Origin of the sequence: Rhodococcus sp. 008 (genome assembly GCF_001682295.1) — a bacterium.
In the GTDB taxonomy this organism is placed as follows: domain Bacteria; phylum Actinomycetota; class Actinomycetes; order Mycobacteriales; family Mycobacteriaceae; genus Rhodococcus_F; species Rhodococcus_F qingshengii.
Window position 1 is genome coordinate 2,402,893 of sequence record NZ_CP012749.1, and the last position, 19,893, is coordinate 2,422,785.

A 19,893-nucleotide genomic window follows, 5' to 3' on the forward strand; every position below is an offset into this window, starting at 1 on the left:
GGTCGGCTCCACGATGGAGGGTGTTGCATGCTGAGCAGGCTGACTTCGAGTGCGAGCGACGCCGAACTGTCTGACGTCGAGCGGCGCGACCTCTTCGCACGCCAGATACTGCAGGTGACGACGGTCGCGCCACTGGCCAACATGGTCAATGTACTCAGCGTGTGCGCTTTGCTTGTGTATGTCGTACCCCCCGGTCACAACGAGTTTCGGGTGATCTGGGGTTCTGCGGCCTTCTTGGTCGTCCTCAATTCGGTGCGCGTCTGGATACCGCGAGTCGTCCTGAAGGGCCGGTACACGCCCAAACATACGACGAAGTACGACTACTGGGCGCTCATGCTCGAGGTGATCCTGCTCGGGCTTCTGCTTGTCGTTCTCGCCGCCGCGATGCTTCCCGTGACGGACAACTCGCGAAAGCTTGTGCTTCTAGCGACATTCGCCGGAGTCATGGGCGCCGGCGCCGTAGCATTGTCGACGGTTCGGTCGATAGCGGTAGCGTGGATTCTGGTGCACAGCATCGGATTGCTCGTCGTTATCCTGCCCAAGAGAACCACGGAATACGCTGTCCTCTCGTTCCAGTTGGTCGTGTACTCGGTGACACTGATTATCGGCGTCGTGTACCTCTGGGCGTCGTTCCGAAGTCGTTGTCTTGCCGAGTTCGAGGCTGCTGCCGAGCGCCAGACGGTCAGTTTGCTTCTCGACGATTTCGAGGGTGGGTCACGCGACTGGCTGTGGGAAGTCGACACCACCGGGACGTTGTCGCACACCTCCGCTCGGCTGTCGCAGATCTCGGGAGTTCCCGTCTCCGACTTGCGAACCCTGTCGCTGCGCGGATTGTTGGATCGGCTCGACGTGGGTTCGACGAAGAGTGGCCGAGCCGCGGTCCAGGTCATCGGAGATCACCTCGACCGCCTCATGCCGTTTCGAGAGGTCGTCATTCCCGTTCGTGTCGACGGCGTCGACCGATGGTGGTCTCTTTCGGGTCATCCCAGGCTATCCGAGGCCACGGAGTTCGTGGGTTGGCGAGGCGTGGGCTCGGACATCACCGAGAAGTACAACTACGAGCGGCGAATTCTGTGGCTTGCTGCAACCGACGGACTGACCGGGCTCCCGAATCGCCGGACGTTCGGCTCGGAGCTGTCCGACGCGCTCGGCACCGTCCGAACCGGCGAGGAAGTCCTTGTCGGAATCCTCGACCTGGACAATTTCAAGTCGGTGAACGACACGTTAGGGCACCCTGTCGGTGACAAATTGTTGATTTCCGTTGCTGCACGGCTCAATCGGGTGGTCGACGGCGCCATGTGTGCGCGAATCGGTGGTGACGAATTCGGCGTCGTCTTGCGGGGAACAGGGGACGGCGGAGAGGTGTTCGCTCGCTATCTGGATGCATTGCGTGAGCCGTTTTACGTGCGGGGGAATCGCATCGAGGTTCGTGCATCGATCGGCTATGCCGGCGCACCCGCAGATTCCGAAGACGCGGACACGCTTGTCATGTCCGCCGACCTGGCGCTGTATGCGGCAAAATCCGCCGGCAAGAACCGGGTAGGAAGATACTCACCGGTGCTGCGGGCGCGGGCCAGGGAGCGAGCATCGGCCCTGCAAGAACTTGGGCTTGCGATCGAGTCTCGGCAGTTCGAGCTGTACTACCAACCGCAGGTTCGTGCGGACACCGGCCGCGTCGAGGGTTTCGAGGCACTGCTTCGCTGGAATCACCCGGTGCGGGGCGTGCTTGTACCGCACATTTTCATCGATGTCGCGGAGGAGACCGGCCTGATAGTCCCTCTGGGGCTTCAGGTACTGAACATGGCGTGCGCCGAAGCCGCGACGTGGCCCGACGACACTTACGTGACGGTGAACGTCTCTCCGGTGCAACTGATGTCGTCCGGCTTCGGATCGGCCGTGAACGATGCGCTGGAGGCAAGCGGTCTGTCCGGCAAACGGCTTCAGCTGGAAATCACAGAGACGGGAGCAGTGGAGGAGCTTGCCGTCGCCGAGTTGGATCGCCTGCGTGCCACCGGAATTGCGATTGCCTTGGACGACTTCGGAACCGGCTATTCGTCTTTCGAGAGTTTGAAGAAACTGCCGTTGGACATCCTCAAGATCGACCGGTCGTTCATCACCGAACTGAGCGAGGGTGATTCGGCAGTTGTCACTTCGGTGGTCGAGGTGGCGAAGGCGCTCGGTATGCAGTCATTGGCGGAAGGCGTGGAGACGGCCGACCAGCTGAGGCTCTTGCTTACCGCCGGTTGCGAATTGGTTCAGGGTTACTACATCAGCCGACCGATGCCGGCGAAGGAAGTGGCCGAGTACCTCAGCGCAACTGCCCACTCCAACGGTGGGTATTTTCATTCGTTCTGACAACTGTGCGCCTTTATTAACCGCGGGCGGTTAATAAAGGCGCACAGCAGGGAGGTTAGCGCGGCGCCATGCGCAGTGCGCCGTCCATGCGGATGGTCTCGCCGTTGAGGTAGTCGTGCTCGACGATCATCTGCGCGAGCTGCGCGTACTCGGACGGCTGGCCCAGGCGCGACGGGAACGGAACGCCGGCCTCGAGGCCCTTGCGGTACTCGTCGGTGACGCCTGCGAGCATCGGGGTGTCGATGATGCCGGGAGCGATCGTGTTGACGCGGATGCCGAACTGCGCAAGGTCACGGGCAGCCGGAACCGTCATGCCGTGCACGCCGCCCTTGGAGGCGGAGTACGCGATCTGGCCGATCTGGCCTTCGAAGGCAGCAACGGAAGCGGTGTTGATGACAACGCCGCGCTGGCCCGACTCGTCGACGGCCTCGGTCTTGGCGATGGCGTCGGCGGCCAGGCGCATGACGTTGAAGGTGCCGAGCAGGTTGACGGTGATGACCGTGCGGAACAGCTCGAGGTCGTGCGGACCCTTCTTGGACAGGATGCGTCCGGCCCAACCGACACCGGCACAGTTGACGACGATGCGCAGCGGGGAGCCCGACTCGACGATCTGGTTGATCGCTGCTTCGACCTCTTCGCCGCTGGTCACGTCGGTGGGGATGAGGGTGACGCCGGCGGGGACGTTGTCGCCTGCGCGCTCGATCGACGCGGGCAGATCCAGGCCGAAGACGGTAGCGCCGGCGTCGGCGAGGCGCTTGGCTGTTGCGGCGCCGAGGCCTGATGCCGCTCCGGTGACCAGTGCTGCGGTTCCCTTGATTTCCACTTCGTGTGCTCCTCGAGTTAGCGATCGGTAAGGCGGTGGTACGTGTCGAGAACCATAACGCGAGGGTGTATGTGAGGGCGAACGCGCGAGACCCGCGTAGGGCTGGGTACCTTGGACGCGAGGTCTGAGAGCAAAGCACCGGACGAGAGGGGACCTGCGTGAGCAAGGCGCCTGTGCGTCCCGCCGCTTCTGTCGAGAATTTCGAGCGGTTGCAGCGCGACCCTCTCTTCGAAGATCTTGCCGAACTGATTGCCGAGGTTCTCTCCTACGCGTTCGACGCTCCGGCCGCCGTCGAGATCGAACAGTGGACGATCAGTTGCCTGCCGTCGACCAACCGATCCGCGGAGCGCCATCGCTTGTTCACGCTCAATATCGGTCCGATGGAGATTCTGAGCGTCGAGTGCCATCTGGTCGGCGGTAAGCCGATCGAGCACGTCATGTCCGTCTACGTATCCAGTTCGGCACTGGAATCGCGAACCGGCTGCAGCATCGAAGAACTCGACGCCAAGCACGATCTGGTCGCCATCAGACGCACCGAGTTGGCGTCCGCCGACGGCGACGGGACCGTGATCGACTGCAGTCTCGAGGACTCGGATGCGTTGGAACAGTTTGCTCAACTGCCCGTCGACATGACGACGGTTCGTCCGCTCGCGGAGCATCTTGTTGCCAAGGGCAAGGGCCCATTTCGGCAGTATCACAACGCCGGGTTCGCCAAATATGTACTGGAAAGGTCGCTCGACCATGGTTGATCAGTTGCCCATCCGACTCCCGCGTGTGCTGCGAGACGGGGACGATGACGGCGCGGTCGACGTGCTGCAGGAATATTTCACGAGGCCGCTCCGAAAGACCGGTTATCTCCGAACCGGTGCGTTGTGGGATTCCTGGGATCCCAGTGGCAATCGCGATCGTGATGCGAACATCTTCACCGCGGAAGATCTTGTTGCGGTGACGCTTCTGTCGGTTCAGGTTCCGGCGCAAGGAGCCTTCTTCCTGCTCGGGGAGAACAATGCCGAACTGAACCGACTCCTGGCGGACGTGGGCCCGGATCGCGATCTGTCGAACGAAGCCGATCCCTTCACTCCGGAATCTCCGGTGTGGCGGTTGGAGACGGCGCTTCGAGAGATTCACGGCGTCGGGCGAACCATGGCGTCCAAACTGATCGCGCGCAAGCGTCCGCGACTCTTCCCGATCTACGACGACGTCATCGGGCGGGAGTTGGGAACCAAGTCGGCCCACCTGGAACCCGTTCGCGTAGCCATGCGGGAAGACGAGTTGCAGAGTCGACTCCTCGATCTACGTGCACGAGCAGGTCTCGACGAATCCGTTCCGGTCATCAGGGTGTTGGACGTGCTGGCGTGGATGCAGGGTAAGGGATACAAACCGGCACTCTAGCTTTCTTGTCGGTGGGCAGGTCTAGTGTCGAATGTATGTTCGATAAGGGATTGGCGAGCGGTGTGGGGACATCCGTCGATGACGGCTGTCCTGTCGTCGACCCACTCGTGTTGCCGGACATGCTCTTTGCGACGGCGCAGAGCGAGAACATGCTAGCCGCGCAAAAGGTGCTCGGTGCATCCATGTTGTCGGAGTCGAGATTCAACGCCGAACTCGACGTGTCCGGTGATGTCGACAAGGCGTGGCGGATCGCATGCAACGAGATCGCGGTCATGCTCACGTGCTCGCGTCGTACTGCCGAAGTCCACATCGAGATCGGTGATGCCCTACGGGAGTTCCTTCCGCTCACCAAGGCCGCCTTCGCTGCCGGCGAGCTGGACTATGCGCGCGTGCGCAAGGTTGTCGACGGACTCACCGGGGCCGACCCGGAGGCGATCGCAGCGCTCGAGCGCCGGGTACTTGCCTCCGCGCACCGTCTTCCGCCCGGGCAACTCGAGCGCGACATCGAGCGCCAGCTCTTTGCCTACGATCCGGATGCTGCCGCCGAACGTCGCCGGAAGATGCTGGAACACCGCGATGTTCGCACGCGTGCAGACCGTCACGGACTCGCCCAGCTGCAGGCAACACTCAGCGCGACCGAGGCCGTCGAAGCGCTTGGCCTGATCAACGAGGCCGCCGGAAGCGTCTGCAACCACGATCCACGAAATGTCTCGACCCGTAGGGCCGACGCACTGGTAGCTCTGCTGCACGGCGAACAGGGGCTGACTTGTCAGTGTGGCAGCGAAACGTGCGAGGCAGCATCCACAGCAGCTCGATCAACTGCGCCCTCACGTAGGAAGCCGGTGTTGCACATCGTGTGTGATCTGGCGACGCTCCTCGGATTGACGTCAGATCCCGCGAGCATCGACGGATACGGGCCGATCGATCCTGATTTTGCTCGCGAGCTCGCCGCTGATTCCACCTGGCAGGCCTTGTTCGTCGATTTCCGCGCCCAGGCCGCGGGGAACCGACCGCGTCGGCAGCATGCTCCGACTGTCCTGCCGCTTGTCACCCGACGTGATCGCCCAAGTCACGAACCGAACGGCTGCGGGGATCGGATTCGGGCAATGCAACGGTTGGTCGCGCGATCCCCGGACATCGTTCGAAGATCGGATGGGCATGGCGCCCAGCACGATCCGCCTCCCGGCGCGCTGACCTATGCTCCGGGAGCGGCTCTGGCCGCATTGGTGCGGGCCGTCGACGGTCACTGCCGGTTCCCTGGTTGTTCGGTGCCCGCGAACAGGTGCCAACTCGACCACATCACCGAGTTCGATCCTTCCGATCCGAGACGCGGTGGGTGGACCATTGCGAGCAACCTCCAATGCCTGTGTCGTCATCACCATCAGGTGAAGACATACAGGTTGTGGACACCGGTGATGCTGGAGGACCGTGCCATTCACTGGACCGATAAAACCAGCGGGTTGACGGCTGTCACGGTTCCGGAGAGGCACTGACTTCGAAGATGGTTTCCAGACCGTCTTCTTCGTCCCACTGCTCACCGACTTCGTTGAAACCGTACTGGCTGATCAGATTTCGTGATGCGATGTTGTCCGGGCTGATGGTCGCTCGAACGGTGTGTACTTCGGATTCGCGACTTGCGACGTCGAGAAGTATCTCGAGGGCGGCCCGTGCGTATCCCTGGCGCCGGAACGCCGGGTCGATGCGATATCCGACCTCCACCATCCCGCGCGCATCGGGGCGACCGTGGAATCCGGCCAACCCCACCGGCGTCGAGGTGCGGGCATCGACTGCGATGCGGGTGATCCACGCGCTGTCGAGGGGATTCTCTGCTATCTGCTTGCTCCGGTAGCGCCACAAGCCCTGGCATTCTTCGCCGAGGAGATACGGGGTCAGGAGGTTGGGTGCGAGTTCCATTGCAAGAGTGGCGTTGTCTTCACCCAGTGCGTGCAGGGCGAGTGATGGAACCTGGACCAGTTGAAGTCCACGTCCGCCGAGTGTCCAGGGTAGTTCGGTGACTGTCACAGGTCGGCGATCGGCGTCGACAGCGTTATGTCGACGCCGATGCTCCGGAGATTGCCGTCGAGGACTTGCCAGATGGAGCGTTCGAGGAATTCGGCCAATTCCGCACTGGTCACATCGGAACCCGGCTGGCTGAGCCAACGGTTGACGCTGACGTCGACCAATCCGATGACGCCGAAAGCCAAGGGCTCCGCCATCTTCGACGGTTTGCCACGGCTGGTGAGGATCGTGCCCAACAAATTTCCCAATTGGACGGCGATGGCCGTCTTGGTTCCGGTCACCACTTTCGAACCGGTGGCCCGCGTACTCGGCGAGCCCTTGCCTAAAAAGTGGTGCAGTCGTGGATATTTCACAATCCACTGGAGGTAGGTCTCGACGGCCCGTGAGATGGCCTCGCCGACGGTGCCTTGTGGCGTGAGGGTGGGGGTCAGGTCGGTCATCATCATCTCGAGGATGCGGACTCGCAGCTGCTCGTCGAGGTCGGCTCGATCCTTGAAGATCCGGTAGACAACGGAACGGGGGACGTCGGCGCGCTCGGCGATCTGCTGGACGCCGACGTCGGCGCCACCTTCGTTGACTGCATCGAGTGCTGCGTCGAGGATCCGCGCTTTGCGCTGTTCCTTGTGATCATTCCAGCGAGTGCTGCGCCCGTCGGGCTGCGCCGACTCGGCTGTTTTTGTCATAAATCGAACGATACTCACCCCGCCATTGACTGGACAAGATGTCTCACATACTTTGGTGGGACAGCGTGTCACACACAGATACCGTTCTCTTCAGGAGTGGCAATGAGTAACAGGGTTTTTGTCGTCGGCGTCGGCATGACGAAGTTCGAGAAGCCGGGAGCCCGCGAGTGGGACTACCCGGATATGGCACGCGAGTCGGGTACCAAGGCGCTCGAAGACGCGGGTATCGACTACACCGAGGTCGAGCAGGCATACGTCGGCTACGTCTACGGCGAGTCCACCGCAGGTCAGCGGGCTGTCTACGAGCTGGGTCTGACGGGCATCCCCATCGTCAACGTCAACAACAACTGTTCGACGGGATCGACCGCGCTCTACCTCGCCACGCAGGCAGTCAAGAGTGGTCAGGCCGACTGCGCACTGGCGCTGGGCTTCGAGAAGATGCAGTCCGGGTCCCTCGGATCCACCTACGACGACCGTGAACAGCCACTCATGCGGCACCTCCTCGCTCTCGCCGAGCTGCAGGAGTTCGCGATGCCGCCCGCTCCGTACATGTTCGGCGCGGCCGGCGTCGAGCACATGGAACGCTTCGGAACCACTGCAGAGCAGTTCGCGAAGATCGCCGTCAAGAACCACAAGCACTCGCTGAACAACCCGTATGCCCAGTTCCAGGACGAGTACACCCTCGAGCAGATCCTCGAAGCACGCCAGATCCACGGGCCGCTCACCAAGCTCCAGTGCTCGCCTACCTCGGACGGATCCGGCGCGGCGATCATCGCCAGCGAAGCATTCGTCGAGAAGCACGGCCTCGCTTCTCAGGCGATCGAGATCGTCGGGCAGGCCATGGTCACCGACATGAACAGCACTTTCGAGGACAAGAGCGCCATCAGCCTCGTCGGCGCAGACATGACCCGCAAGGCCGCCGAGAAGGTATACGCCCAGGCCGGGATCACCGCCGACGACGTCGACGTCATCGAACTCCACGACTGCTTCTCCACCAACGAGTTGCTGACCTACGAGGCACTTGGACTGTGCGCCGAAGGTGACGGCGGCAAGCTCGTCGACGCCGACGACACCACCTACGGCGGACGCTGGGTGGTCAACCCGTCCGGCGGCCTCATCTCGAAGGGCCACCCCCTCGGAGCAACAGGCCTCGCGCAGTGCGCCGAACTCACCTGGCAGCTCCGCGGAACCGCGGACAAGCGTCAGGTCGACGGCGCGAAGGTCGCCCTCCAGCACAACATCGGGCTCGGCGGTGCAGTTGTCGTGACCGCATACAAGCCCTACGCACGCTGAATCACACCCTCAACCCGCTAGCTACCCACTAGGAGTTTCATCATGGCTTCCGTTTCCGTCTCCGCCGTACTGCCCGCATCCCCCGAGAAGACCTGGGATGCGCTCTCCGACCTGTCGCGCTGGGAGGAGTGGCTCACCATTCACCAGGGCTGGAAGAGTGAACTCCCCACCGAGGTCGCGTTGGGCGCCAAGTTCACCGAGGTCGTCTCCGTGATGGGTATGGCCAACAAGATCGAGTGGACCGTCGAAGAGGTCGAGGTTCCGAAGATGGTCAAGATTGCCGGTACCGGAATGGCCGGCGTCACCGTCGAATTCATCCTCTCGGTCGAGGCCGACGGTGCGGGTTCGAAGGCAACCGTCGACGCCAGCTTCAAGGGCACCATGATCGTCGGGCCGATCGGCAAGGCAGTTGCCAAGAACGCCAAGGCTGATCTCGAGGCCTCGCTGGCCAAGTTCGCCGAGCTGGTCGGGTAACGGCTCGATGACGACACCGAAGACCAACGCGGTCGAATTCGATACGTCCGGGCTGGACGTATGGACCGATCCGGAGCACTTCGAGGTGACAGCCGAGCGCATCGCCGAATATGCCGCTGCCACAAACGACCCCATCGAGCGACACCTGAAAGGAGAGATCGCTCCGCCGGTCTTCGCGGTGGTACCCGTCTTCATGTCGATGGCACCCGCTGCGCTGTCGGTGGCGCCGGTCGAACTGCTGATGAAGCTCGTTCACGGTGAGCAGGACTTCCTGTTCCACCGTCCGATCTACCCTGGCGACCATCTGATCGCTCGCGCCAAGCCCATCGGCTTCGAGGGCCGGGACAACGGGTCCACCGTCGTCATCTACGTCGAAACCAAAACCGACAAGGGTGAATTGGTCAACGAGCAATGGATGACAGCGTTCTTCCGCAAGGTCGACGCGGGCCCCGGACTGGGCGAGAAGGCTCCCGAACACCGATTCGACGACGCTCTTCGTGCTGGTAGTCCCGCAGCGGTGGTGAACCAGCATATCGACGAGGACCAGACGTTCCGGTACTCACCGGCTTCCGGCGATCCGATGCCGATCCACCTTGACGAAGAGATTGCTCGCATGTCCGGTCTCCCCGGAATCATCAATCACGGACTGTGCACGATGGCGTTCACGTCATGGGGAGCCCTGACCGAACTGGCAGGCGGCGAGACCGAGCGGTTACGCCGTCTCGCAGTGCGATTCGCGAAGCCTGTGCTCCCGACCCAGGACATCGAGACGGTGTTCTACAAGTCGGGTTCGGCAGACGGAGCCACGTCGTACTCGTACGAAACCAGCGCGGTCGGTGACCTGGTCATCAAGGACGGCCTCGCGGTCATCGCCGACAAATGAGTCTTCATGTCCGACAATTGAACTGATGGGAATTTGAACTGATGGGAAGTCTCGACGGTCGCGTAGCGATCATCACCGGAGCAGGACGCGGCATCGGCCGTGAGCATGCGCTGCTCTTCGCTCGTGAGGGTGCGAGCGTCGTGGTCAACGACCTCGGCGGCGCAAACGACGGTTCCGGTGCAGATGCCGGCCCCGCGCAGCAGGTAGTCGACGAGATCGTTGCCGCAGGCGGCAAGGCCGTTGCCAACACCGACAACATCGCCACCTGGGACGGTGCCGAGGGCCTCGTCAAGCAGGCCGTCAGTGAGTTCGGCCGACTCGACGTCCTGGTCAACAACGCCGGCATTCTTCGTGACGCCTTCATCGCGGGTATGGACGAGAGCCAGTGGGACGCAGTCATTGCCGTGCACCTCAAGGGGCACGCAGCGACGCTGCACCACGCTGCCGCGTACTGGAAGGACCAGAGCAAGGCAGGCGAGACCGTCAACGCTTCGGTCATCAACACCGCTTCGGCTTCGGGTACCTTCATGCCCAACGCGGGCCAGGGCAACTACGGCGCCGCCAAGGCGGGCATCGCAGCCCTGACTCTGGTGGCCGCTGACGAGCTCGATCGATACGGCGTGCGTGTCAACGCTATTGCGCCGATCGCGCGTACTCGGCTGACGCTGGCGACACCCGGTATGGGCGCGTTGTTCGCCGCCGAGGTCCCCGAGGGTGAGTTCGACGCGTTTGCGCCGTCCAACATCTCCCCGCTGGTGGCCTATCTAGCGGCAGCGGATTGCAAGCTGACCGGCAAGGTGTATGCCGTTCAGGGTGGGGCCATCACGGAACTCGCCGGCTGGCACGGTGTGAACACCATCGAGAGCGAGGGTCCCTGGACCACCGCCGACCTCGCAGAACGACTGTAAGCGCATGGCACGCAACGCATACGAACTCGGTCTCGGGCTGAGTGAGGAGCACACCGCGCTTGCAGATTCGGTGCGCTCCTTCGCCGAGCGCACCATCACCACCGAGCAGGTGCGCGCGGCCGTGGAGTCGCGGACCGAGGACAAGTTCCCCCAGTTCTGGACGGCGCTCGTCGGGCAGGACCTTCTCGGGCTCGCGGTTCCGGAAGAGCAAGGTGGTCACGGCGCCGGCCTGCTGACCTTGGCAGTGGCACTGGAAGCATTGGGCCGCACAGTCTCTCCCGGCCCGTTCGTTCCGACGGTATTGGCAAGTGCCGTTCTCGGTGTCGCCGATTCCAAGGCGGGACCCGAGTTCCTGCCCGGTCTGATCGACGGAAGTCGTACGGCAGCAGTCGCCTTGGGTGCACCGTTTGCGGCCGAGTCGTCGGACGGTGGGTACAAGATCACGGGCGCACTCGACGGTGTGCTCGGTGGTGAGCACGCCGACGTACTGCTGGTTCCGATCCAGTTGCCCGAGGGCGTTCGCTACGCGGTGCTCGAGAGCAGCGCAGTCGCGATCACCGTTCAGGACAGCATCGACGTGCTGCGCGGTAGTGCGCGGATCGAAGCTGACAATGCTCAGATCAGCGCCGAACGGATACTCGACGGTCTCACCGAGGCGCGGGTACGGTCCATTGCCGCAGTCGTTCTCGGCGCCGAAGACGTCGGCGTCATGTCCTGGTGCGTTTCCACTGCGTCGGAGTACGCCAAGACACGCGTGCAGTTCGGGCGACCCATCGGCCAGTTCCAGGGCGTCAAGCACAAGTGTGCGCAGATGGGCATTGCGCTCGAGCAGGCACGCGCCGTTGTGTGGGATGCGGCAAGCGCATTGGACAAGGGCGACGACACGGCAGATTTTGCCGCCGATATCGCAGCAGTCATCGTGCCGGACGCCGCAGTGCAGGTAGCGCAGGATTGTGTGCAGGTCCACGGCGGCATCGGCTTCACGTGGGAGCACGACGCCCACCTGTACTACCGGCGCGCGCTCTCGATCCGCGGCATTCTCGGTACCCGCGAGGATCGTGCCAACCGTGTTGCGCAGCAGGCACTTGACGGTGTCAGCCGGGCTTCGGTTCTCGAACTGCCGCCGGAGGCAGAGGAGATCCGCGGCGGCATCGCGGCCGAGCTTGCCAAGTTGGTCGAGCTCGACGAGGACGACCAGCTGATCGCGCTCGGCGACGGCGGCTGGGTTCAGCCTCACCTGCCGAAGCCGTACGGGCGCGGCGCCGCTCCGCTCGAGCAGATCGTCATCTCCCAGGAAATCAAGGCTGCCGGTATCTCGATGCCGCAGCTTCTGATGGGAACGTGGGCAGTGCAGGCCGTCGTGGCACATGGTTCGGACAAGCAGAAGCAAGAGCTGGCCGTGCCTACCCTGCAGGGTGAGCTGGTGTGGTGCCAGCTCTTCAGCGAGCCCGGTGCTGGTTCCGACCTTGCGTCATTGTCCACGAAGGCCGAAAAGGTCGACGGCGGTTGGAAGATCACCGGTCAGAAGATCTGGACCACGGTTGCGCAGTTCTCCGACTGGGCAATGCTGATCGCCCGCACGGACGCCGGCAAGCCGAAGCATCAGGGCATCACCTACTTCGTGCTCGATATGTCGACACCGGGCATCACCGTCCGCCCGCTGCGTGAGATGACGGGCTCGGCGTTGTTCAACGAGGTGTTCCTCGACGACGTGTTCATCCCCGACGAGAACGTGGTCGGTGAGGTCAACGACGGGTGGAACGTCGCCCGGACGACGCTGGCCGGCGAGCGCGTCGCGCTCAGCCAGAAGATGGAGGCGTACGCCTCGGACTCCGATCTGCTGAAGTTCGCGAAGTCGGCAGACCTGAGCCCGATCGGACGCTACCGTGTCGGCGAGCTGGTTGCGGAGAGTCAGGCGATCGATCTCATCGGTTCCCGCGTTGTGCTCAAGCAACTTTCGGGAATCGACGTGAGTACGACGTCGAGCGTCGGCAAGCTGTTGGCGATGAAGATCAGCCAGTCGATCGCCGAGTTCGTCGTCGCCGAACTGGGTGCTGCCGGAGCGGTCAGCATCCCAGGTCAGCCAAGCGACAAGGCGATGGAGCAACTCATTTCGGGTCGTGCCACCACCATCTACGGTGGCACAACCGAGGTGCAGCTCAACGTGATCGGTGAGCGCATGCTCGGATTACCGCGAGACTGAGGGTATTTATCGGGTGGGGCTCAGTCCTGGATTCTTCTCCAGGGCTGAGCCTCTTCCAGTTCGAAGGCCAATTCGAGGAGTGTGCGCTCGTCGCCGAGATCGGCGGAGAAATGCGAAGCCAACGGCAAACCGTTGCTGGTCTGATGCATCGGTAGCGAAATCGCGGGACCACCGGAAATGTTGTTGAGCGGTGTGAACGACGTGTACGCGATCAACTTGTCGAAAAGCTCCTCGAAAGGCTGAGCGGGAGAGAGGTATCCCAGCTCGGGGGTGGTGTGCCCCAGGGCCGGCGAGAGCACGACGTCGTACTTCAAGAACATGGCGCTGTATTGCTGCTGGAGCCGTCGCAGACGATAGAGCACGCGCGGCGTCTTCACCAGGTTCTTCCGGTACAGCGTGTAGAGGCCCTTGGTGAGATTGTCGGTGCCGGACTTGTCGAAGTCGGGTCCGAGCATTTGTTTGCCACCGGTGGAGATGGCAAACGACAGAAAGCCCCAGTAAATGCTGAAGTCGTCGATGAATTCGGGGCCGACGGGCAGTGCCGCGTCCTCGACATGATGGCCAAGGCTTGCAAGGAGTTCGGCCGTAGCTTCGACGGACTTGCGCGTCTCGTCGTCCGTCTTGGTGACGGTGACGGAATCGGCGATCACGCCGACGCGCAGGCGGGTTGAGCTGGGTCCTTCGATCAAGCGAACCGGTGCGAGTCGCGGATTGCGGTAGTAGTTCTCAGCCGCAGACATCCATCGTGCAGTGTCGCGAACAGTGCGAGTAACGGCGCCCTGGGCGATCAACCGGATCGGCATCGACTTGTCGGCCGGATCGGCGATGGTGCGTCCGCGAGTGGGTTTGAGTCCGACGAGTCCGCAGGCAGCGGCGGGAATGCGAATCGATCCACCGCCGTCGTTGGCGTGCGCGATCGGGAGTACGCCGGCAGCAACAAGCGCGGCTGCGCCTCCCGAGGAAGCGCCCGACGAGTACGCCGGATTCCACGGGTTGTGCACGGGTTCTTCCGTCATGTATTCGGTGGACGCACTGAATCCGAACTCGGGCAGTCGGGTCTTGCCGATCGAAATGGCCCCGGTGGAGAGGAACTGCTTCGCGAAATCGCTGTCGGTTTTGGCGGGGATCGCGGTGAAGGCGGTACTGCCCTGCTGGGTGGGAAGGCCGGCGCTGTCGGTGTTGTCCTTGATCGCGGTGGGGACACCGGCAAAGACGCCCTTGGCGGGCCGGTTGCTCCTGGCGAGGGCACGATCGAAATCAGTGCAGGCCAGACCGTTCAATTGCCCCTGCACTGCCTCGGCGCGGGCGATTGATGCCTCCATGACTTCCCGTGCGGTCACCTCGCCTGATTCGATCCGGGCGGCGACGCCGGTGGCGTCGAGGTCGCCCAGGGCGTCGTCGGTGAAAGCGTGGATGGGGGTGTTCGCGGTCATGGGGATCCTTGTCAGGCGGAGGCACTCAGGTCGTCCGTCCAGCATATTGGACGGACGACCCCTGAGTGGCGCTATCTGTGGATTGCGGTATCAGCTACCGAAGATCGTCACTGCCTGCTCTGCTGCCTGCGGCGCCTGCTGGAACACTCCCTGTGGGATGAACTGCTGCGGAATGAACTGCTGGGGGCCCAACTGCTGGAAGTTCGTGACCATCGGGTGGATGACGTTGTTGAATACATCGTTGAACATGTGTTGTGTCCTTCGGTTACAGCGTTTTTCGAACTTCTGACTCCATCGACACTAAGCACGGTTCTGACGAGTTTCAACGAAAATTGCTGATACACAGGCAAGTTCAAGTTCATTGCCAGCTGGGGGCCAGGAATCGGTCTTCCTTCACAGCTTGGACGCTGCGCCGTGCAGGTTCTTGGCTGTCGGGGAGGTCTCGACGGATTTGGGATCGGGGTACGTGCCCAGTACTCGATCGGCAGTTCCCGCGGTGGTGACGGTGAACCAGTAGTGCTCGTTCTTGAAGTGGTGGTTGCGGTGGTTGCGCCAAACTGACCGGTAGAGAGCAGTTTTCGGCTTGTAGTCACTGTGGATGAGGAAATGTGTCCACTCGTAACCGAGGCCGAGCACGGAAATGCAGGTCAGGAACGTCAGACCGAGTTCGACGCGGGGAAATGCCAGGAGGGCGACGGCTGTCAGAACGGGAATCACGATCAGGAGCGTCTGCCACGGGATGAAGATGAGTGAGACGGTTCGCGGCGCAAAGTGGTGTTCCCGATGGCTGCGCGCCAGCCGTGAATCGAGTGTGACGCCGGCAATGGTTCGTGGCTTCCAATGAAGAACGAAGACGTGAATGATCCACTCCACGAAGGGGAATGCGGCAAGCATCACGAGCGGAACGAGGGCGTCGGTGATCTGCCAGTTGCCCACTGCGATGCGCGCCGCCGCGGCGGCCAGCAGCATGGTGCCGATCATCCACGGCGTCGGTGACTTGCGGAACGTCCGTGCCGCATCGGCGAGAGTAAGAGGCTTGCTCATGGTTTCAGTCCTTCCAGGAAGGTGAGAGCGTCGCCGATTGCCGTCGTGCCGGTGTGAAGGAGCTGTGCGGCTGACGCCTCGGCAGTTGGCTCGTCGTGTGAAGTGATGGCGGAGGCCAGTTTTCGATACAGGTCGGTCTGGCCGACTTCGGCGACCATGACGGATGCAAGTGCAGTCATAGCCGGCTCGTATGCAGCCCGAAGGCTGTTGAAGATCAAACGGAAGGCAATGGAATCTGCGCTGTCGACGACGACGTCCCAGAACGCCAGAGCGCGGTCTTGCAACTCCACTGGATCTTCGGTGGCGCCTAGTTGATCAACGGCCGCGTCGAGTTCTCGGGCGGATTCCGCGGAGATGCGACGGGCGGCCAGCACAGCGATCTGCGGTCCCATCAACTCGCGAGTTTCCAGGACGCTGCGCACCACGCTCAGGTCGGGGACGCCGTCGCGCACCAGCAGCTGGGGGAGAAGTTCGGGTCCGGCCTGGCGTCGAAAATCGCGCACCGACGTGGACTCGCCCTGGCGGACCTCGACGAGCCCGGCCTGGGCGAGCTTCTGAATTGCCTCGCGGACTGCGGGTCGCGAGACGCCGAATGCCTCGGCGAGCTTGCGCTCGCTGGGTAGCGCCTCGCCCGCAGCCAGCTCTCCGGCCAGCACTTTCACCGAAATCTGGTCGAAGACTGCGCCGGAGGCCGAGGTACGTGCAACGGGTTGAAACATGTACCGACCGTAACCCGCTTATCGGTAAGAGGTCAAGTGGTAATACCAGTTCAACGATTGGCGTCTTGGCGCGAAAGAGATACGTCTTGGCCAAGAGGCTTCACCGTAACGGTGCAGGTGAGAGTAATTTTAGGTAGCCCTAATTCGGATAACCGTCAGGAAACCCATGACATCACTCCTGTTACCGACTCCAGATACCGATGCAGAGTTCGCTCGCGTCGCCGCGGCCTTGACCCGACGCGGCTTTCTGGGTGGAAGTGCCGCCGCACTGTCCATGCTCGCCCTTGCCGGATGCAGCAGTGAGGACGGCGGTGGCGGTGCGGAAGGCGAAACTCGGACGGTGCAGACGCATTACGGACCCGTGGATGTTCCCGTTGATCCGCAGCGCATCGTCGCCGTCTCCTACAACACCCCGTGGCAGTTGCAAGCCGTCGGCGCCCGACCCGTCGCGACGCTCGACTACAGCGCGTACATCGACCAGTTCACCCCGACACAGCAGAAGTTCATCGACGGCTTGTCCACGGTGGGGGTTTTCCTCGAGGTCAACCGCGAAGCCGTCGTGGCTGCCGCGCCTGATCTCATTGTCGGCGATGCGTACGAGATCGACGAGGACATGTTCCGCGAGCTCTCGAAAATTGCTCCGACAGCGGTGTATTCGGGCACGAACCGATCGGATTGGCGCGCTGTCGCCGAGGGTGTCGCAGACGCGGTCAACAAGGGTTCGGCATTGACGTCGAATCGCGAGAAGTATCAGGCGATGCAAGAGCGAATCCGCACCGAATACGCCGCGCAGCTTGGCGAGAATCGGTGGGCCCAGGTTGCTATCGGTGGTTCGGAAGGGCACTTCTCCATCTTGTATCCAACCGGAGTGACCGGCGCGATGCTCGCCGACCTGAACGTGACCCGCGGCGAATTCATCCCGGACCTGCGCCCAGCCACCGGCTTCGAAGCCTTCCCGCTCGAACAACTCGAAATGCTGCGGGACGTCACCGTCGTCATCTACCCGAAGCAGCCGAACGGAACTGATTCTGCAGGAATGAAATCCGTCTTCACCAGCCCGCTGTGGAGCCGCATTCCGGCAGCAGCTTCGGGCCGGGTATTCGGAATCAGCACTCAGGTCACCGACTACGGCACTGCAATCAACTGGCTCAACGAACTCGAAACCGGCGCTTTGGAGGCACTTTCATGACATCACTTCTATTGCCCACCGCTGACACCGATGCCGAATTCGCTCGCATCACCGCAGCACTTACCCGACGCGGTTTCCTCGGAGCCGGTGCCTTGGCGGGGATCGGATTGCTCACGGCCTGCGGAACCAGCTCCGGTGAATCGGCCGAGGGTTCGATGCGCACCATCAACACGGCTCTGGGGCAGGTGGAAGTGCCCACCAACCCGCAACGGGTGGTCAGCGCCGATTACTACACGGGCCCCGCGATGTTCGACGCCGGGTTCACACCGGTCGGATTGCCGGTCGACTACGAGAACGCCGACGGCGTCCCGGAACCCTATGCGTCCGCTCTGCGGTCTCTCCCGAAGGTGGGACGCTGGTACGAGCCCAACGCCGAGGCGATAGCGGCTTTGTCTCCCGACCTGATCGTGATGACCAACCTGCTGTCGGAGAACAACCCGGATCTTTACGAGCAGATCCGGTCGATCGCACCGACCGCGGTTTTTGCCGAGGACGGGCAGTACGCATGGAAGGAGCGCGCCTTCGGAGTCGCGGACGCGCTGAACCAGAGCGCGAAGGTTCAAGAGTTGGCAGATCGGTACGAGGCGCGGATCGCCAAGTTCCGCAGCGACAACGCTGATGTGCTGAGCAAGGTGAAGGTCGTCTACACCACGTACTTCGAGGAGAGTGGTTTCTCGCTGTACTCGCCGACCAAGTATCAGACGACGGTCATCAGCGAGGCCGGGTTCCAGTTCAACGACCGTTCACTCGCAATTCCCGCCGGCAGCAACGAGTGGTTCCCGAGGGAGCAGTTGGAGCTACTCGACGAGGCCGACGTCATCATCACGAACAGTGGCAAGGGCCCCATCAACGAGAAGTTGGCGAACGACACCATCTTCCAGCGTCTGCGCGCCGTCAAGAATGATCAGGTGTACTCGTTCGACTACGAGGGCGTCGCGTCCTTCGGTTGGGCCCTGACATTCCTCGAGCAGTTCCAGCCGATCGCTGAGGAGATCAGAGCCAAGCTCTGATCTCCTCAGCAATCAAGAGGACGCCGGCGTCACCACATTCAGCTTCGGTTGATGCTGGTCGGTGTATGCCCACGGGCGGATCTTCTCCAGTGCTTTGCCGATCCGGAACACGGTCGGTTCGTCGTACGTATGGCCGACGATCTGGACGCCCGTGGGAACGCCGTTGTGTGCGTGTCCACTCGGCACCGCCAATACGGGGCACCGATTGGCGACGTTGAACGGCAATGTGAGAAGTGCTTCGGCGGTGTTATTCACGTGCTGACCCGCCACAGTGAGGCCGTCGAGCAAAGACTCGCCTGCCGGGAAGGCGATGGTGCCCGAAGTCGGGCAGATCAGCGCATCGAAGGGAGCCATCGCCTCGGCGAGCTCTCGTTGCATTTGGGTTTCCTTGCGAAGGCCGTCCAGAAATGACATTTCCGCAGCGCCCTTCGACGTGATCGCGACGTTGTCGAGCGTGTAGTCGGCAAGAAGATCACCGTGGACGCGAGCAACTTCCGCGACGGATGCACCCATGATCGTTCCGAAATGGACTTTCACCGCTGCTGCCATCGAATCACGAGTCCACGGCAACTCGATCTCCTCGACGATCGCGCCGGCATCGACCAACGACTGTGCGAGAGCCCGGGTGTTCGCCTCGATGTCAGGCTCGATGGGGAAGTCACCGAGCCGCAGGCACAGGGCAATTCGCATTCCCTCGACCGACGGGTACTCGTGTGGCAGCGTGATCGCCGGCCTCAGGGAAGAATGGTCACGCGGATCCGGCCCGATCAGAACGTTGGCCAAAAGAATTGCGTCGTCGACAGTTCGGGCCATCGGACCGTCGCCACGGTAGGAATCCATGGACAGCGGGGCGACCCCGGCGATACGCCCGTACGAGGCCTTGAGACCGACGGTGCCGGTAAAGCCTGCCCGGCCTCGCGTCGACCCGCCGATGTCGGATGCTGTTGCCAGAGTAGTAGTTCCGGCGGCCAGTGCGGCGCCGGCTCCTCCGGATGAACCTCCGGGGCTGTAATCGAGGTTCCAGGGATTGCGGGTCACGCCCCACAAAGGAGAGTGTGTGAATGCCGCGACGCAGAATTCCGGTGTCGTCGTGCGTGCGTGAATCAGACCGCCTGCTGCCAGAACTCGGTCGATCACCGGTGCGTTCTCGCGGGCGATGTTGCCGCGCCCCGCCAGAGAGCCTTCGGTCAGCGACTTTCCGGCAATGGCATGTTTTTCCTTGGCAGCTACCGGAATTCCCTCCAGTGGCCGCGGGTCGGGTCCTTGGCCGCGATACCGGCTCTCGGCATCCCGGGCGCCTGCGAGTGCCTCGTCGAACATCTCTTCGGTGAAGGCATTGATGTGAGGTTCGAACTTCTGAGTTCGGTCGATGATTGCCTGTAGCAGTTCGACCGGAGACAATTCCCGCGCGCGAAAGTGAGCAATGGCTTCGGTGGCGCTGAGGTAGTGCAGTTCGTCTGACATG

19 protein-coding genes are annotated in these 19,893 nt (G+C 62.5%); 11 read left to right on the top strand and 8 right to left on the bottom strand.

What is annotated here, in order from left to right:
• The first annotated feature begins 27 nt into the window (after positions 1 to 27).
• Positions 28 to 2,355, top strand: coding sequence for a putative bifunctional diguanylate cyclase/phosphodiesterase (locus AOT96_RS11265; RefSeq protein ID WP_065351753.1), 2,328 nt, complete (start codon positions 28 to 30; stop codon positions 2,353 to 2,355).
• Positions 2,356 to 2,410: 55 nt separating this feature from the next.
• Here AOT96_RS11265 and AOT96_RS11270 read toward each other — a convergent pair whose 3' ends face one another.
• Complete coding sequence (locus tag AOT96_RS11270; protein ID WP_003944195.1) at positions 2,411 to 3,178, bottom strand: SDR family NAD(P)-dependent oxidoreductase; 768 nt, start codon at positions 3,176 to 3,178, stop codon at positions 2,411 to 2,413.
• A gap of 158 nt (positions 3,179 to 3,336) precedes the next feature.
• Here AOT96_RS11270 and AOT96_RS11275 point away from each other — a divergent pair, with 158 nt between their 5' ends.
• The 3 genes from AOT96_RS11275 to AOT96_RS11285 are packed head-to-tail and all read left to right on the top strand — an operon-like array spanning position 3,337 to position 6,063.
• Positions 3,337 to 3,927 carry a hypothetical protein gene (locus AOT96_RS11275; RefSeq protein WP_030535862.1) on the top strand — a complete coding sequence of 197 codons (591 nt, stop codon included), beginning with the start codon at positions 3,337 to 3,339 and terminating at the stop codon, positions 3,925 to 3,927.
• A complete protein-coding gene (locus AOT96_RS11280; RefSeq protein WP_047272733.1) occupies positions 3,920 to 4,570 on the top strand; it encodes a DUF6308 family protein in 651 nt (216 codons plus the stop codon). Before AOT96_RS11275 ends, AOT96_RS11280 begins: the two co-directional genes overlap by 8 nt.
• Positions 4,571 to 4,605: 35 nt before the next feature.
• A complete protein-coding gene (locus AOT96_RS11285) occupies positions 4,606 to 6,063 on the top strand; it encodes an HNH endonuclease signature motif containing protein (protein ID WP_065351754.1) in 1,458 nt (485 codons plus the stop codon).
• On the opposite strand, the gene AOT96_RS11290 is transcribed toward AOT96_RS11285, so the two are convergent.
• Positions 6,041 to 6,592: a GNAT family N-acetyltransferase gene (locus tag AOT96_RS11290; RefSeq protein WP_065351755.1), complete on the bottom strand. Its 552-nt coding sequence runs from the start codon at positions 6,590 to 6,592 to the stop codon at positions 6,041 to 6,043. The two genes, AOT96_RS11285 and AOT96_RS11290, sit on opposite strands and share 23 nt — an antisense overlap.
• Entirely contained in the window at positions 6,589 to 7,272 is a 684-nt protein-coding gene (locus AOT96_RS11295; protein ID WP_007735953.1) for a TetR/AcrR family transcriptional regulator, read from the bottom strand. Before AOT96_RS11295 ends, AOT96_RS11290 begins: the two co-directional genes overlap by 4 nt.
• Positions 7,273 to 7,374: 102 nt before the next feature.
• On the opposite strand from AOT96_RS11295, the gene AOT96_RS11300 reads away from it, so the two are divergent.
• Genes AOT96_RS11300 through AOT96_RS11320 form a run of 5 tightly spaced genes read left to right on the top strand, consistent with a single transcriptional unit; the run spans position 7,375 to position 13,033 of the window.
• Positions 7,375 to 8,565 carry a lipid-transfer protein gene (locus AOT96_RS11300; RefSeq protein ID WP_054825852.1) on the top strand — a complete coding sequence of 397 codons (1,191 nt, stop codon included), beginning with the start codon at positions 7,375 to 7,377 and terminating at the stop codon, positions 8,563 to 8,565.
• A gap of 42 nt (positions 8,566 to 8,607) precedes the next feature.
• Positions 8,608 to 9,039, top strand: coding sequence for a type II toxin-antitoxin system Rv0910 family toxin (locus AOT96_RS11305; RefSeq protein ID WP_030535858.1), 432 nt, complete (start codon positions 8,608 to 8,610; stop codon positions 9,037 to 9,039).
• 7 nt (positions 9,040 to 9,046) lie between these two features.
• Positions 9,047 to 9,922: a MaoC/PaaZ C-terminal domain-containing protein gene (locus AOT96_RS11310; RefSeq protein WP_007735959.1), complete on the top strand. Its 876-nt coding sequence runs from the start codon at positions 9,047 to 9,049 to the stop codon at positions 9,920 to 9,922.
• A gap of 41 nt (positions 9,923 to 9,963) precedes the next feature.
• The gene (locus AOT96_RS11315) at positions 9,964 to 10,830 is read left to right on the top strand and encodes an SDR family oxidoreductase (protein ID WP_007735961.1); all 867 of its coding nucleotides are present in this window, start codon (positions 9,964 to 9,966) and stop codon (positions 10,828 to 10,830) included.
• A gap of 4 nt (positions 10,831 to 10,834) precedes the next feature.
• A complete protein-coding gene (locus AOT96_RS11320; RefSeq protein WP_065351756.1) occupies positions 10,835 to 13,033 on the top strand; it encodes an acyl-CoA dehydrogenase in 2,199 nt (732 codons plus the stop codon).
• A 20-nt stretch (positions 13,034 to 13,053) separates the two neighbouring features.
• Here AOT96_RS11320 and AOT96_RS11325 read toward each other — a convergent pair whose 3' ends face one another.
• The 4 genes from AOT96_RS11325 to AOT96_RS11335 all read right to left on the bottom strand — a co-directional run bounded on the left by AOT96_RS11325 (position 13,054) and on the right by AOT96_RS11335 (position 16,229).
• Positions 13,054 to 14,466 (bottom strand): amidase, encoded by a 1,413-nt coding sequence (locus tag AOT96_RS11325; RefSeq protein ID WP_065351757.1) that lies wholly within the window; start codon positions 14,464 to 14,466, stop codon positions 13,054 to 13,056.
• 90 nt (positions 14,467 to 14,556) lie between these two features.
• A complete protein-coding gene (locus AOT96_RS35675; RefSeq protein ID WP_003944172.1) occupies positions 14,557 to 14,715 on the bottom strand; it encodes a hypothetical protein in 159 nt (52 codons plus the stop codon).
• A 144-nt stretch (positions 14,716 to 14,859) separates the two neighbouring features.
• A complete protein-coding gene (locus AOT96_RS11330; RefSeq protein WP_020968076.1) occupies positions 14,860 to 15,510 on the bottom strand; it encodes a sterol desaturase family protein in 651 nt (216 codons plus the stop codon).
• On the bottom strand, positions 15,507 to 16,229 hold the full coding sequence (locus AOT96_RS11335; RefSeq protein WP_065351758.1) for a FadR/GntR family transcriptional regulator: 723 nt from the start codon (positions 16,227 to 16,229) through the stop codon (positions 15,507 to 15,509). Before AOT96_RS11335 ends, AOT96_RS11330 begins: the two co-directional genes overlap by 4 nt.
• Before the next feature lie 166 nt (positions 16,230 to 16,395).
• On the opposite strand from AOT96_RS11335, the gene AOT96_RS11340 reads away from it, so the two are divergent.
• A complete protein-coding gene (locus tag AOT96_RS11340; RefSeq protein ID WP_030535851.1) occupies positions 16,396 to 17,418 on the top strand; it encodes an ABC transporter substrate-binding protein in 1,023 nt (340 codons plus the stop codon).
• Positions 17,415 to 18,428 carry an ABC transporter substrate-binding protein gene (locus AOT96_RS11345; RefSeq protein WP_003944194.1) on the top strand — a complete coding sequence of 338 codons (1,014 nt, stop codon included), beginning with the start codon at positions 17,415 to 17,417 and terminating at the stop codon, positions 18,426 to 18,428. The genes AOT96_RS11340 and AOT96_RS11345 overlap by 4 nt, the downstream gene beginning before the upstream one ends.
• A gap of 12 nt (positions 18,429 to 18,440) precedes the next feature.
• Here AOT96_RS11345 and AOT96_RS11350 read toward each other — a convergent pair whose 3' ends face one another.
• Positions 18,441 to 19,892, bottom strand: coding sequence for an amidase (locus tag AOT96_RS11350; RefSeq protein ID WP_065351759.1), 1,452 nt, complete (start codon positions 19,890 to 19,892; stop codon positions 18,441 to 18,443).
• Between the last annotated feature and the right edge of the window lies 1 nt (position 19,893).

What these genes read in the sequence shown, in the direction of transcription:
- AOT96_RS11305 (WP_030535858.1), top strand. Translation starts at nt 8,608, where the DNA reads ATGGCTTCCGTTTCCGTCTCCGCCGTACTGCCCGCATCCCCCGAGAAG.
- AOT96_RS35675 (WP_003944172.1), bottom strand. Translation starts at nt 14,715, where the DNA reads ATGTTCAACGATGTATTCAACAACGTCATCCACCCGATGGTCACGAAC.
- AOT96_RS11285 (WP_065351754.1), top strand. Translation starts at nt 4,606, where the DNA reads ATGTTCGATAAGGGATTGGCGAGCGGTGTGGGGACATCCGTCGATGAC.
- AOT96_RS11265 (WP_065351753.1), top strand. Translation starts at nt 28, where the DNA reads ATGCTGAGCAGGCTGACTTCGAGTGCGAGCGACGCCGAACTGTCTGAC.
- AOT96_RS11335 (WP_065351758.1), bottom strand. Translation starts at nt 16,229, where the DNA reads ATGTTTCAACCCGTTGCACGTACCTCGGCCTCCGGCGCAGTCTTCGAC.
- AOT96_RS11295 (WP_007735953.1), bottom strand. Translation starts at nt 7,272, where the DNA reads ATGACAAAAACAGCCGAGTCGGCGCAGCCCGACGGGCGCAGCACTCGC.
- AOT96_RS11325 (WP_065351757.1), bottom strand. Translation starts at nt 14,466, where the DNA reads ATGACCGCGAACACCCCCATCCACGCTTTCACCGACGACGCCCTGGGC.
- AOT96_RS11320 (WP_065351756.1), top strand. Translation starts at nt 10,835, where the DNA reads ATGGCACGCAACGCATACGAACTCGGTCTCGGGCTGAGTGAGGAGCAC.
- AOT96_RS11280 (WP_047272733.1), top strand. Translation starts at nt 3,920, where the DNA reads ATGGTTGATCAGTTGCCCATCCGACTCCCGCGTGTGCTGCGAGACGGG.
- AOT96_RS11315 (WP_007735961.1), top strand. Translation starts at nt 9,964, where the DNA reads ATGGGAAGTCTCGACGGTCGCGTAGCGATCATCACCGGAGCAGGACGC.
- AOT96_RS11350 (WP_065351759.1), bottom strand. Translation starts at nt 19,892, where the DNA reads ATGTCAGACGAACTGCACTACCTCAGCGCCACCGAAGCCATTGCTCAC.
- AOT96_RS11345 (WP_003944194.1), top strand. Translation starts at nt 17,415, where the DNA reads ATGACATCACTTCTATTGCCCACCGCTGACACCGATGCCGAATTCGCT.
- AOT96_RS11340 (WP_030535851.1), top strand. Translation starts at nt 16,396, where the DNA reads ATGACATCACTCCTGTTACCGACTCCAGATACCGATGCAGAGTTCGCT.
- AOT96_RS11300 (WP_054825852.1), top strand. Translation starts at nt 7,375, where the DNA reads ATGAGTAACAGGGTTTTTGTCGTCGGCGTCGGCATGACGAAGTTCGAG.
- AOT96_RS11310 (WP_007735959.1), top strand. Translation starts at nt 9,047, where the DNA reads ATGACGACACCGAAGACCAACGCGGTCGAATTCGATACGTCCGGGCTG.
- AOT96_RS11330 (WP_020968076.1), bottom strand. Translation starts at nt 15,510, where the DNA reads ATGAGCAAGCCTCTTACTCTCGCCGATGCGGCACGGACGTTCCGCAAG.